This window comes from Bradyrhizobium sp. CW1 (assembly GCF_023100665.1).
In the GTDB taxonomy this organism is placed as follows: Bacteria; Pseudomonadota; Alphaproteobacteria; order Rhizobiales; family Xanthobacteraceae; genus Bradyrhizobium; species Bradyrhizobium canariense_D.
Window position 1 is genome coordinate 2,407,872 of record NZ_CP064684.1, and the last position, 13,132, is coordinate 2,421,003.

Annotated in this window: 7 protein-coding genes and 2 pseudogenes; 5 read left to right on the plus strand and 4 right to left on the minus strand. The window is 64.4% G+C overall.

Going from position 1 to position 13,132, the window contains the following annotated elements:
• Positions 1 to 118 precede the first annotated feature (118 nt).
• Positions 119 to 3,001 (plus strand): winged helix-turn-helix domain-containing protein, encoded by a 2,883-nt coding sequence (locus IVB54_RS11630; RefSeq protein WP_247375515.1) that lies wholly within the window; start codon positions 119 to 121, stop codon positions 2,999 to 3,001.
• Between the two features lie 49 nt (positions 3,002 to 3,050).
• Here the strand turns inward: IVB54_RS11630 and IVB54_RS11635 are convergent, their stop codons facing one another.
• The 4 genes from IVB54_RS11635 to IVB54_RS11650 all read right to left on the minus strand — a co-directional run bounded on the left by IVB54_RS11635 (position 3,051) and on the right by IVB54_RS11650 (position 8,685).
• Entirely contained in the window at positions 3,051 to 4,007 is a 957-nt protein-coding gene (locus IVB54_RS11635; RefSeq protein WP_026234009.1) for an alpha/beta fold hydrolase, read from the minus strand.
• 122 nt (positions 4,008 to 4,129) lie between these two features.
• Positions 4,130 to 4,831 carry a type 1 glutamine amidotransferase domain-containing protein gene (locus tag IVB54_RS11640; RefSeq protein ID WP_085384006.1) on the minus strand — a complete coding sequence of 234 codons (702 nt, stop codon included), beginning with the start codon at positions 4,829 to 4,831 and terminating at the stop codon, positions 4,130 to 4,132.
• Between the two features lie 184 nt (positions 4,832 to 5,015).
• Positions 5,016 to 5,723, minus strand: coding sequence for a hypothetical protein (locus IVB54_RS11645; RefSeq protein ID WP_085348991.1), 708 nt, complete (start codon positions 5,721 to 5,723; stop codon positions 5,016 to 5,018).
• A gap of 118 nt (positions 5,724 to 5,841) precedes the next feature.
• Complete coding sequence (locus IVB54_RS11650) at positions 5,842 to 8,685, minus strand: winged helix-turn-helix domain-containing protein (protein WP_018460345.1); 2,844 nt, start codon at positions 8,683 to 8,685, stop codon at positions 5,842 to 5,844.
• Between the two features lie 331 nt (positions 8,686 to 9,016).
• Between IVB54_RS11650 and IVB54_RS11655 the strand changes: the two are divergent.
• The 4 genes and pseudogenes from IVB54_RS11655 (at position 9,017) to IVB54_RS11670 (ending at position 12,934) form a co-directional block, all read left to right on the plus strand.
• Positions 9,017 to 9,687, plus strand: a pseudogene (locus tag IVB54_RS11655) (sensor histidine kinase).
• Positions 9,688 to 9,720: 33 nt separating this feature from the next.
• Entirely contained in the window at positions 9,721 to 10,446 is a 726-nt protein-coding gene (locus IVB54_RS11660) for a VOC family protein (protein WP_018460343.1), read from the plus strand.
• Positions 10,447 to 10,710: 264 nt separating this feature from the next.
• Positions 10,711 to 12,024: an epoxide hydrolase family protein gene (locus tag IVB54_RS11665; RefSeq protein ID WP_018460342.1), complete on the plus strand. Its 1,314-nt coding sequence runs from the start codon at positions 10,711 to 10,713 to the stop codon at positions 12,022 to 12,024.
• A gap of 62 nt (positions 12,025 to 12,086) precedes the next feature.
• Positions 12,087 to 12,934: pseudogene (locus IVB54_RS11670) on the plus strand (enoyl-CoA hydratase/isomerase family protein).
• Positions 12,935 to 13,132: the final 198 nt, after the last annotated feature.

Genomic DNA, 13,132 nt, shown 5'->3' on the forward strand with positions numbered 1-13,132 from the left:
TGGCGTGGAGATCGATGTGGAGGTGTGAGTTCTGTGGGTTGCCCTCGCTGGACCTCGCACTGGCGCCGGGTATAGTCGCGCCGCATTTCGCTGGAGCGGCCGTCAAGATGAGCCAAAAGTGATCGAGCTCTCGGCAGGACAGGGCCCCCGCGGCCGCGACGCCGCGGCGATCCCAGATTTCGATGCCGTCGCGTTCGGGCCATTTTCGCTGCGGTCGCGGCTGCTGGAGAAGGATGGCTTGCCGGTCAGGCTCGGCAGCCGTGCGATGGATATTTTGCGCCTGCTGGTCAGTCGCGCCGGCGAAGTGGTCCCGAAGAACGAAATTCTCGGCTATGCGTGGTCCGGACTTTCCGTCGAGGAGGTCAGCCTGCGCGTCCATGTCGCGGAGCTGCGCAAGGTGCTCGGCGACGGAAAGGATGGTGCCCGCTACATCACCAACATCCCGGGCCGGGGCTATTGCTTTGTCGCGCCCGTGCGGCGTGGCGGGCGCGCGGAGGTGGCTACACCGGCGTCGCGTGTGCCTGAAAGGGCCGCGCCGCCACCGTCGCTACCGCGCCGATTGGACCGGATGGTCGGGCGAGAGGACGCCGTGGCCGAGTTGGCAGCGCGCTTGCTCCGCGATCGCTTCGTCACGCTGCGAGGGCCGGGCGGCATCGGAAAGACCACCGTTGCGACTGCGCTCGCGCACGAGATGTGCGATAGCTTCGACGGCAACGTCCATTTCCTCGAATTCGGTCCGCTCAAGGACGGAGCGCTGGTCGCGAGCACGGTTGCAGCCGCGTTGGGCCTCGTCGTGCACCACGAGGACCCCTCGGCCAGCATCGTCAATTTCCTGCGCGGCCGCCGGCTGCTTCTCGTGCTCGACAGCTGCGAGCACGTCATCGAGGAGGTCGCGCGCCTTGCAGAAAACATCTACCGGGAGGCGCCTGGCATCGTCATCCTCGCAACCAGCCGCGAGTCGCTGCTGGTGGAAGGCGAGCAGATTTTCGAGCTCGTTTCGCTCCCCGGTCCGCCGCAGGGCACCCGCCTCAGTGCCGGCGAGGTGCTTGCTTATCCCGCCGTGCGCCTGTTCGTCGATCGCGCCGTCGCGGCGGGGCATCGCGACGACATCACCGACGAGGATGCCGAAGTCCTGGCCCGGATTTGCGGCAAGCTCGACGGCATCGCGCTGGCGATCGAGCTGGCTGCCGCACGTGTCGGTCTCTATGGACTGCGCGAGATGGCGGCGCTGCTCGACAACCGGCTGCAGCTCGAATGGCGCGGGCGGCGGACGGCGCCGCCGCGGCAGCAGACGCTCGGCGCTACGCTCGACTGGAGTTTCGGTCTGATCGGCGAGAGCGAGCGGATCGTATTTCAGCGCCTCGCCGTCTTCGCAGGTCACTTCACGTTGAGGGGCGCGATAGCAGTCGCGGCCGGGGCGGAGATGGCGGAGGATCGCGTCGTCGAGGCCCTGGAGCAACTCGTGGTGAAGTCGCTGGTTTCCACCCAGCCGGACGGCGCATCGCGGCGCTATCGCCTGCTCGACGCAACGCGTGCCTATGCCCTGCAGAAACTGGCCGACGGCGGACAGCTGGCGCAGATCGCGCATCGTCATGCTCTCTATGTTCAATGCACGCTCGAAGCGGGCATGAGGGACAAGGAGGGCGGCGATCATGCGTCACGTTTGCAGGAAAGCGCGAGCCTGCTCGCCGATGCCCGCGCTGCGCTGCAATGGGCTTATGCCAACGACGACGGCGCCGGCTTGCGCGTGCCGCTCGCCGGCAGCTGCACAAGGCTGTTCGTCGAACTCAATTTGCTGAACGAGGCCCGCATCTGGTCCGATCGCGCACTCGCAATGCTGGACGAGGCCGACCGGGGCGGCGCATGGGAGCTCGAACTTCAGTCGACGCTCGGTCACGCCTTGATGTTCACCGAACGTAACAGCGAGCAGGCGGAAGCGGCGCTCAGGCGCGGGCTGGAAATAGCGGAAGCGCTTTCCGATCACGCCAACACATTCAGGCTGTTGTCCCGGCTCAACATGTTCTACCGCCGGACCGGTCGCTATCGGCATCTGGTGCCGACTGCGCTTCACGCCGAGCGGATTGCCCGCGTCATCGGCGATACCGCGGGCATCGCCGGGAGCAAAGCGCTGCTCGGCGTGTCATATCACCTCGCCGGAGACCAGGCCGCGGCGCAGGCTCATCTCGACCAGGGCCTGCGAGACGACGCTGCGCTCCGCGGCACCCAACCCGGGCATTTCGCCTACTCACGCACACCGCAAATTCCGCTCGCGCGCGTGCTATGGCTGCGCGGCTTTCCCGATCGTGCGCTCGAATGCATCCGGCCGCTGGTCGGCGCTTCGGCGCCGCATGACGTGGTCATGCATTGTATCGCATTATGCTGGTCCGCTTCGGTATTCGGCTGGCTCGGCGACTGGTCGTCGGTCGAGGCGATGACCGGTCGTCTGACCGCGCATGCGAGCATGCACGGGCTCGTGCCTTACGAAGCCGTCGCGGCGGGTTTTCGGGCGCAGAGCATGATCGCTCGGGGCGAGGCGGCCGGCGGCGTCGACCTGATGCGGAGTGCGCTTCCACGCCTGCATGCCCACCGCTACGAACTCTATGCCTCGGCGTTCGCCGCGGATCTGTCTCGGGGCCTGGTCAGCTTGGGACAATTGACGGAAGGCATTCAGGTTCTTCACGAAACCATTCTGCGGGTCGAGCGGGAAGGCGGCGCGTTCGACATGCCCGAGCTGCTCCGTCTGCGGGGAGAGCTGGAGGTCCAGGGCGGCAATCCCGACGCGGCCGAGGCCGATCTTGTCGCCTCGATCTCGCTCGCCGAACAGCAGGGCGCGCTATCGTGGCGGCTGCGAGCCGAGATGTCGCTGGCGCGGCTTCGAACCCGGCAGCATGTGCAAAATCCGCTCGAACAGCTCGCTCAAACCTATGCCCGGTTCTCCGAAGGGTTCGAGACCGCCGATCTCATTGCAGCACGACGCATGTTGAACGAACCGGGGGCCTGAACAGTCGATACGACCGTCTCTTCTCGCTGCTGAGCGCGTCCATCAGCGCTCAACCCTTGTGTCCAGCCAGCTGCCCCAGGAAGTCGCGGACAAGCAAAGCGATCTCGTCGGTGGCTTCATCCAGCGCGAAGTGGCCGGCTTCGAGAATGTGAACCTCGGCATCCGGCACGTCGTCGCGATAGGCCGTCGCGCCTGCGACGGCGAATGACGGATCGTATTCGCCCCAGACCACCAGCGTCGGTGGCCGCGTCTGGCGCAACCAAGCCTGCCATTTCGGATAGGAGGCGACGTTGGTCCGGTAATCCAGGAACAGCGTGGTCTGAATCTCGGCCTGGCCGGGACGCGTCAGGAACGCGTATTCGTCGATCCAGGTGTCGGGGTCATAGCGCTCGGGACGCGGACTGGAGCCGAGATGCCGCTGACTCGTCGCCTCCAGGGACGTAAAGTTGGCCTTGAGCGCCTCGACCTCGTGCGCCGGGTCGGCCCAGTACTTCCTGCGCGCATTCCAGAGCGGGCTCAGCCCCTGCTCGTGCGAAACCGCGTTCTGGACGATGACACCGCGGACGCGTTCGGGATGCGCCAGCGCCATGCGGAAGCCGACAGGGCCTCCGTAGTCCTGCATGAACAGGACGTAGTCGGTGAGGCCGAGCTTCGTTGTGAGCTCGCCGATCACGGCGGCGATGTTGTCGAACGTATAGGTGAAGTCGCATGGCGGCGGCGCGCTGCTGTTGCCGAAGCCGGGATAGTCCGGCGCGATGAGATGATATTTGTCGGCGAGCAGCGGCATCAGCGGCTCCCACATCCGCGACGACGAGGGAAATCCGTGGAGCAGCAGCACCGTCGGAGCGTCGGTGGGCCCAGCCTCGCGGTAGAAAATCTCGAGACCCCGGATATCGGTCTTGTGATAGCTGATCGAGCGCCGGCTCGATCGCAGATCCTGTGCCGAGGCCTGCACGGTCGCGCAGGCCAAAGCGGCCGAGAGGGCAAGAGTGGCTGGGATGTTCATGTCATCGCTCCGAATCCGGCATGTGAAGTGAAGATGTGTCGCAAGTAGGGGACATCCGCTTGTGACGGCGGCGTCGAGAGGCACCATCGCGGGCGCCTCTCGCGATGTGCCGCATCTGGGCTTTACGACGCGCGCGCCAGCGGCTCGCCCTTCAGGGCGGCGAGCAGGGCCTGCGCGGCCGGACCCGAGGAGTGCGGGTTCTGGCCCGTGATCAAGAGGCCGTCGGTGACGACGTGAACGCCCCAGTTTGCCGTCTTCGAGAAGACGGCGCCAAGCTTCAGCATTTCGTCTTCGACCAGGAAAGGCACCACCTTGGTGAGGCCGACGTCCTCCTCTTCACCATTGGTGAAACCGGTCACCTCCTTGCCCTGAACCAGGGGCTTGCCGTCGGGCGTCTTGACGTGGCGCAGCGCACCAGTCGAATGGCAGACCACGGCGACTGTCTTGCCGGCGGCAAGGAAGGATTCGATGAGCTTGACCGAGTCCTTGTCCTCGGCGAGGTCCCACATCGGGCCGTGACCGCCGGGATAGAAGACGGTGTCGAAATCTTCCTGCTTGACGCTGTCGAGGCGAACCGTCTTGTCGAGTTGGGCTTCGGCGGCGACGTCGGCCTCGAAGCGTAGCGTCAGGTCGGTGCGGAATTCGCGCTCGTTGCTCTTGGGGTCAAGCGGCGGACGGCCGCCTTTCGGCGAGGCGAGGGTGATCTCGGCCCCGGAATCCCTGAAGATGAAATAGGGGGCGGCGAGCTCCTCGAGCCAGAAGCCCGTCTTGCGCCCGGTGTTGCCGAGCTGGTCGTGCGAGGTGATGACCATCAATATTTTCATGACCGTTCTCCTTGAGTGCGTTTGCTGCGATGACGCGCTCCATTGCGGTGGAGATGCGCGGAGCTGGGTCTCGTTCGAGCACGTCACGTCGTTCGTTGCTCGCGAACCCAATCTGCGCTCAAGGCCGACTGTTGGCTCGTTATGTATTGTTAGACGTTGAGAGTTGGAGATATCGCGCGGGCCGCTACTCGAAGACGGCGTCAAAGATCTCGACATCCATCAGCACGGGCTTGGCGACCACGGTTCCGTCGGGCCGCAGCGTCTGCGCGCGTCGGAGCGTCGGCACCACGATGCCGCCGAAGCTGTCATGGGCCCAGGAGTAATGCGCGACTTTCATTCCGAACAGATCGTGATCGGTCCGCCGTTGCAATGCGTTCTCGTCGAAATAGAAGATCTGTTCGGGCGCGAGCGTGATCAGGCTCGGTGGGAATTGCGCCCGCAGCCGCCGCCATGACTCGTTATTCTCCTGCCACGGCGGCAGCTCCTCCACCAAGACATCGGGATGGGCGAGCAGGAATGGATTGGTCAGATAATTCCAGATCGCGACGCCGCAGAAGAAGACGAGATGCAGCTCGCCCGCGAGCGCGGGCGAACCGGCCTCGGTGAACGCAAGACTCGGATTGCGCCAGGTCCGCAGAATCTCACCTTCGAGGCTTTCGATCGTGATCGCGTCCGGCTGAAACGAGCCGGAGTGTTCGCCTCCGGTGATGCCGGTGAAGCGGACCGATTGCGTGCGGGTCGAGCCCTCCGCCGTCACGTCCTTGAATTCGCTGGCATGTCCGGTGCTGGAGAACAGCGTTCCCGCGACGGAGAGGTGAAGCGTGAACCGGCTCAAGCTATTCCAGCGGGCCATTCCGCCGCTGGCATCAATTACATCGTCAAGAAGCGCCATGTCCCGCCATATCCACCATGAAGTGCCACCACCATGGCGGGGCGGATGCGGCTTGGCGTGTTAGAATTTGTTAGGAGTTGCGAGCGGATAGCCTTGCGGTATCTCATTGAAGATACTCTCAATTCAGCGCCGCAAGGAGCTCCCTGGCGGCGACGAGATCACGGGTCTGGAGGCCCTCCTGGTACCGCGCGACGAGGGGGGCGAGCAGGGCGCGTGCGTCGGCGGCTTTTCCGGCCCCGCGCCAAACCCGGCCGAGACTAATTGCCCCCCGCAGCTCCCAGCCGAGCGCGCTTTGGCGGCGTGACAGATCGAGCGAGTCCAGGAAGCAGCTTTCGGCTTCCGCGGCATTGCCCGACCGGGCGAGGATGTCGCCCTTGACCCTGAGCATCTCCGGCATGTCGAAGGATTCGCCATGATCGGGGATCTCTGCGATGGCATCGTTGATGGTCTGCAAGGCTTCGTCGGCCTGGTTCTGCGCCACAAGTCCCTCCGCGAGCGCGGTCGCAAACACCGTGGTCATGATCCGGTGTCGCGTCGCGTACAGCGTGGCCTGGCTGCGGCGGAGGTGCTCGATGCCGGCGGCGACGTCGCCGCGGCGAAGCAGCAGCTCACCCTTCTGGCCGATGCCGACCGCGTGATAGGGCCCGAGGAAGTGGCGCGCGGAATGATCGATCAGCCGCTCGATCAGGATTTCCGCATTGGCCAAGTCGCCGACCCAGAGGAACACGTAGATGGTCCAGATCAAGGAAATACCGAGAGTGAGCGGCTGTTCGAGCAGTTCGGCTTCGCGAACGGTGTATCTCGACGCCTCGATCGCACGATCGGGCCGGCCGGTGAGCCAAAGCCCGCGTGCCAGCGCCACCAGTGCGACGATGCGGTCGTCATAGCCGAGATGGCCGATATTCAGCCGCTGCGAGCCGGGATTATGCAACATCGCGCTCTCGCAGAGCTGCACCGCCTTGTCCTGGTTGCCGATCAAATGATGGGCGACGCCCAGCATCCATTCGACGTTCAGCGTGCTGGCGGGATCGTTCAGCTTCCGCGCGACGCTCTCGCCCTGTTCCCCGGTTCCGAGTGCTCCGTGAAAATCTCCGACCCTGGTGAGATAGATGTGCAATCCGCGGAGCAGCCAGAGCTGCCAGTGCAAATCCTGGAGCTCCTGGGCAAGCTGGAGACTGCGCGTGAATGCCGAGCGGACCGCTTCGGTATTGCCCTGCGTGAACATCGCGGAGACGCCGAGCGCGGCCTGCAAGATCATTTCATTGCGGCCATCCACCGCGCTCGCGTCGAGGGACGCCAGCGCCTGCTGGGTCCAGCGGTAGCATTCCGTCAGCAATGTCAGCTCAAGGAAGAATTGCGCCGCTGACGCCGCCAGATCCACGCCGATCGTTCGGTCCCCGCCGTCCGAAAAGCTCCAGGTCAGCGCGGCCCTGACGTTGGGCAGGTGGTCGGCATAAGGAAGGAAGCCGCCGGCGCTCTGCATGCCCGTGGATTTGACGGCGATGTCGCGCAGGAAGTCGCGGAAATATTCGGCATGGGCACGTGCGACGCGGTCCGCTTCGCCGTTCTCGACGAGCTTCTCCGCGACGAAGGCACGTGTGGTGTCGAGCAGGCGATAGCGCAGCCGCCGCTCCGCAGGCGAGGTCGCGATCAGCGATTTGGAAAGCAGATTGGAGATCGCCTCGGCGGCTTCTGCTTCGCCAATGCCCTGACAGGATGCGACCGCAAGCGCGGCTTCCAGGGTGAATGGCCCGACGAATGCCGACAATCCGCGCAGCGTTGCGCTTTCGGTTGCCGGCAGCAAATCATAGCTCCAGGCGAGTGCCGCACTCAGGGTGTGGTGCCGCGGCACAGCGGTGCGCCGCCCGCGCCACAGCAGCGAGAAACGGCTGTCGAGCAGAGAGGCCGTCCCAGCGATGCCATAGGCATTCACGCGCCCGGCCGCGAGCTCGATGGCGAGCGCGATGCCGTCCAGCCGACGGCAGATATCGGCGACGAGCGGCGCATCCTCTTCGCTGAGCTCGAATTCGCTCAGACTCTCTGCGATGCGTTCCACGAAGAGCTGAGTTGCAGGATAGGCAAGGATGTCGGCGATGCCGAGCCCGTCGCGCTGTGGCGGGCAATCCAATGGAAACAGCCGATGGACACGCTCACCTTCGGCGCGGAAAGATTCGCGGCTGGTGGCGAGAATATGCAGCTCGCCCGCTTCCCGGACGATGCGCTCGGCCAGGGGGGCGAGATCGTCGAGGATGTGCTCGCAACTGTCGAACACCAGCAACATCCGCCGGCTGCGCAGGAATGCCAGCAACCCCGGCATCGGGTCGTCGGAATTGACTGTCAGGCCCAGCGCGGCCGCAATCGTTCCCGTAACGAGCCGGGTCTCCCTCAGTGCGCCGAAATCGACAAAACACACTTGGCCGTCGAAGGCCTGGAACTCGCGATGCGCGACCGCCAGTGCGACCGAGGTCTTGCCGATCCCGCCGGGGCCCACGATCGTGACGAAGCGATGCAAGGCAAGCTCGGCGGAAATCTTCTCGACCGCATCGTCTCGCCCGATCATCTTCGCGAGCGGCGAGGGCAGCGAGCGCGGCGCAGCAACGGGCAGGCTGGTCCGGTTCTCCGATGGGGCGGCCCGGAGCAGCGCGGCCGTGAAGCAATAACCCCGTCCGGGGACGTTGACGACGTAGCGGGAGCCTTCGCCCGGATCGCCCAAGGCCTTGCGCAGCGTCGTGATGTGAAAGCGCAGGCTGCCTTCGTCCACATTCACGTCGGCCCAGACCCGCCGCATCAACTCACGCTTGTCCACGACCTCGCCCGCGCGCTCGGCGAGAAAAACGAGAATGTCGAGCGCACGGCCACCGAGGTGAACCGGGGCGCCGTCCTTCTCGAGCAGCCGCGTCTTTGCGAACAGCCGGAATGGCCCGAAAGCAATGGCCGAATCCTGGTCGTTAGTGTCCGGCACGGGCCAATCATTCCAGTGAGAGCTGAACTCTGCACTTTGATCTAGCAGAAGGGAACCCTGAGTAAACTGGCCGAAAGTGGCGAAATCGCGTGGAGGGTGCCGGCAATTGGCCGGTCGCGCGCGACGATCCGTCGCAAATTGTACTCAACGCGAGCCTCTTTCGAAGCGATCGGGACAACCCGGCAGTGTGCTTGACCGACCAGCTCACGTTCGGAGTGCCCGTCGTCGTACCCCATCATAACAGAATCTTGCAACGTCTAACGAGCAATGCGCGCGAACTGCATCCAGTATCTGTTCCGAGTTTGACGCTAATTCCAACGGGGAGGCTACGATGTCCGGTATCAATGCTCGGCCGAATGACGACGTCGTTCGATCTCAATTTGTGGCCAGTTTAGACGATCAGTCGCGTGACTGGGAGCTCGTGCTGCGGGAATCCCACCATCGGATGAAGAATACGCTGACGATACTCGGTGCGTCAGTCCGCCGCGATTTCACCAGAACGGGTACCAGGGATGTGTCGCTTGCAGCGGACCGGCTCGAGCGGCGCATTGTCGCCTTCGGCAGGCTCTATCAACTCTTGTCCGACAATGACGACCATACGGCGATCCCGGTGGCGGCCTTCTTCGAAAATCTGTGCGGAGCGATTTCCGAGGCCGTGCTGGAGCCGGCGGGCATCCGCTGCGAGGCTGCAATTGAAAGCGGCACGCTGCCGGCGTCGCAATGCCATCGGCTCGCGCTGATGCTGACGGAGCTGGTAACGAATGCGGCCAAGCATGCCTTCCCGAACAGGAATGACGCACTGATCCGCATCGAGACGGCCAATCGCGACGGCGCCTGGTTCTGCACGGTAATAGACAACGGGATCGGCGCGACGGGCCGCTTCAGGGCACCGGCAGCCGGATTCTCGAAGGACTCGCACGCAGCATTCACGCCCGGCTGCAGGGCGAGGCGGGAGAGGACGGCACACGCGTAACCATCGTGATGCCGATCGCAGCTGCTTGAAGCTCGTCTTAAATCCAACCCAGGGAGTTCGACATGGCCACTACCGAAATCGACCGCGACGCCGCGGCCAAGCCTTCCAACAAGCCTTCCAACAAGTCTGCCAACGAGCCTTCGGTATCGCGTAGCGTTGATCAGAGGCTCGAGGTGATCGTGATCCCCGTGTCCGATGTTGATCGCGCCAAGGCCTTCTACGCGCGTCTCGGTTGGCGACTGGACGCCGATTTTGCCTCTGGCGATGATTGGCGCGTGATCCAGTTCACGCCGCCAGGTTCGGCCTGCTCGGTGATTTTTGGCAGGAACGTGACGGCGGCAGCGCCGGGCTCGGTGCGAGGCCTCTACCTGATCGTCTCCGATCTGGAGGCGGCGCGAAAGGATCTGCTGGACCGCGGCGTCGAGGTCAGCGCTCCATTCCACGGTGCCGGCGATGTTCACGCGGGGACCGACGAGCCTTATCTCTCCGGCAGCGTTCGGGTGAGCGGTGCTGACCCGAAGCGCGGCAGCTACGGCTCATATGCGTCGTTCAGCGATCCCGACGGCAATGGCTGGTTGTTCCAGGAGGTCACGACGCGATTGCCGGGACGGATCGCGGGCGACGGCACGACATTCGCTTCGCAGGCTGCGCTGGCCGCAGCACTGCGCCGCGCGGCGGCGGCCCATGGCGAGCACGAAAAGCGGACCGGCGGGCACGACGAGAACTGGGCCGATTGGTACGCCGATTACATCGTCCGCGAACAGGCGGGCCAGCCGCTGCCATCCTGAGCTGGGCAGCACGGATTCTTCGACTGATGCAAGCCGACACGGCGCGCGATGACTGAGCTCATCGCGCGCCGTGTTGTTTTGGCGGCGCGCGTCGCGAGTCGACGATCGCTCTCCTCGGTGTCGCGCGGCTCGCAACGGCTAACGCGCTCTAACAACCCATAACGAGCAAATTGCCAGGGCCTGCGCCAATCTCTCGGCATGGCGAACCGAGGCGTTTATGTCAAATTCGGTCAGCGTCACCGACCAAAGCCAGGGAGATCGAACATGACCACGCAAGCACGTACCGACATTCTCAATCCAGACCGCCGTCAACTGTTGAGTCAAGCCGCGATGACCGCGGTCGCGGCAAGCGTGTCGAGCCTGCTGCCGCTGCATTCTGCGAAGGCCGGCGTGAGCGGGGCGGTCCGCCCGTTCCACGTCAGCGTGCCCGAGCAGGATCTGCTCGATCTCCGTCGCCGTCTCGCCGCGACGCGCTGGCCTGATCGTGAGATCGTTGCCGATCAATCGCAGGGCGTGCAACTGACGACGGTGCAGCAGCTCGTGAGCTACTGGCAGAACGACTACGACTGGCGCAAGATGGAGGCGCGGCTGAATGCCTTGCCGCAATTCGTCACCGAGATCGACGGCGTCGACATCCATTTCATTCACGTCCGCTCCAGGCACGAGAATGCCTTGCCGATGATCGTCACGCATGGCTGGCCCGGTTCGATCATCGAGCAGATGAAGATCGTCGGCCCGCTCACCGATCCCGCCGCACACGGCGCGACGGCGGCGGACGCTTTTGATCTCGTGATCCCTTCGCTCCCAGGCCACGGTTTCTCCGGCAAGCCGGCGGAGCTGGGCTGGGATCCCCAGCGCGTCGCGCGTGCCTGGATCGTGCTGATGAAGCGGCTCGGCTACAACCGCTATGTCGCGCAAGGCGGCGATTGGGGCAATGCCGTGACGGAGCAGATGGCAGTGATCGCGCCGCCGGAACTGCTCGGCATCCACACCAACATGCCCGCGACCGTTCCTGACGACATCGCCAAGGCGCTTCAGCCCGGCGGATCGCGGCCGTCGAACCTCTCGGCCGACGAGCGCTACGCTTACGATCAGCTCGATGACTTCTACAAGCACGGTCTCGGCTACGCGATCGAGATGTCCAACCGGCCGCAGACACTCTATGGCCTGGTGGATTCGCCGGCGGGCCTCGCGTCCTGGATGCTCGACCATGATGCGCGCAGCGCCGCAATGATCGCCCGGGTGTTCGACGGCAAGACGGAAGGGCTGTCGCGCGACGACGTGGTCGACAACATCGCGCTCTACTGGCTCACCAACACCGCGGTGTCGTCGGCGCGGCTGTACTGGGAGAACAAGCTGGTGTTCTTCGAGCCCAAGCACATCAAGATCCCGGTCGCCGTCAGCGTCTTCCCGGACGAGATCTACGCTGCGCCGCGCAGCTGGACCGAGAAGGCCTATCCGAGGCTGATGCACTACAACCGTCTCGACAAGGGCGGCCATTTCGCCGCCTGGGAGCAGCCCGCGTTGTTCTGCGCGGAAATGCGCACCGCCTTCCGACCGCTGCGTCAGTCGATCTGAGACCTGCGGGGACGCGCACTTCCGCGCGTTCCCTTCTTTCCCCACAGACCAGGAATCCAATCATGAACCGCCCCGAACGCACCTTCACGACCGACCAAATCCGCCTGGAACGTCGGCTGCCGTCGTATTGGCGTGTCACCTTCGACATGCCCCCAGTCAATATCTTCGGCCCCAAGCAGCTTCCGCTTCTTGATGACGTCGTCAAGGCGATCGAGACCGATCCTGAGGTGAAGGTCGTGGTGTTCGACAGCGCCGTCGAAGGCTTCTTCATCACGCATTACGACTTCCTCGCGCCGCTGGAGGATTCGCTTCGTATCCCGCCGGGGCCGACGGGCCTGCAGGCACTGCCCGACATGCTGGTGCGTCTCAGCCGCGCGCCGGTGGTTTCGATTGCCTCGATTAGGGGCCGTGCGACCGGCGTCGGCAGCGAACTGGCGCTGGCAAGTGATATGCGCTTTGCCAGCCGCGAAAAGGCGGTCCTGTCGCAATGGGAGGTCGGTGCGGGCCTGGTGCCCGGCGGCGGCCCGATGGCGCGGTTGCCGCGCCTGATGGGCCGCGGCCGCGCGCTCGAGGTTCTGCTTGGCGCCGACGATATCCACGGCGATCTCGCCGAACGTTACGGCTATGTGAACCGCTCGTTGCCGGATGCCGAGCTCGATGGCTTCGTCGAGGCGCTGGCCATGCGCATCGCGTCCTTCGACAAGGAGGCGATTGCCGAGACCAAGCGCCTCGTCGACGTTGGAGCCTGCCACCGGATATCGAGATCAAGCCGGAATGGGACGCGTTCCTGGCCTCGCTCAGCCGCCCGGCAAGCCAGAGCCGCATCAAGGCGCTGATGTCGCGCGGCTTCCACCGCGCCGGTGATGTCGAGAACCGGCTCGGCTTCCATGTCGGACAGATCGGTAGCTAAAGCGTTTTCAAGCGAAGTGGATACCGGTTCGCGTGAAGAAAACGCGTCAAAGGCAAGAATCAAGTTCCGTTCCGATTTTATCGGAACGGGATTTGGCGGAACTGCTGCGGCGCTCGGCCGGTTGGAACGGCGACAGGCAGTCGTGCCAATGTCGCTTTCGTACCGTACCGAGTGCCGGTGCTAAAAAAATCAACCAGG

Excerpts from the sequence above, each read along its gene's own strand:
- IVB54_RS11635 (WP_026234009.1), bottom strand. The coding sequence starts at position 4,007 with ATGAACATCCCAGCCACTCTTGCCCTCTCGGCCGCTTTGGCCTGCGCG.
- IVB54_RS11640 (WP_085384006.1), bottom strand. The coding sequence starts at position 4,831 with ATGAAAATATTGATGGTCATCACCTCGCACGACCAGCTCGGCAACACC.
- IVB54_RS11645 (WP_085348991.1), bottom strand. The coding sequence starts at position 5,723 with ATGGCGCTTCTTGACGATGTAATTGATGCCAGCGGCGGAATGGCCCGC.
- IVB54_RS11660 (WP_018460343.1), top strand. The coding sequence starts at position 9,721 with ATGGCCACTACCGAAATCGACCGCGACGCCGCGGCCAAGCCTTCCAAC.
- IVB54_RS11665 (WP_018460342.1), top strand. The coding sequence starts at position 10,711 with ATGACCACGCAAGCACGTACCGACATTCTCAATCCAGACCGCCGTCAA.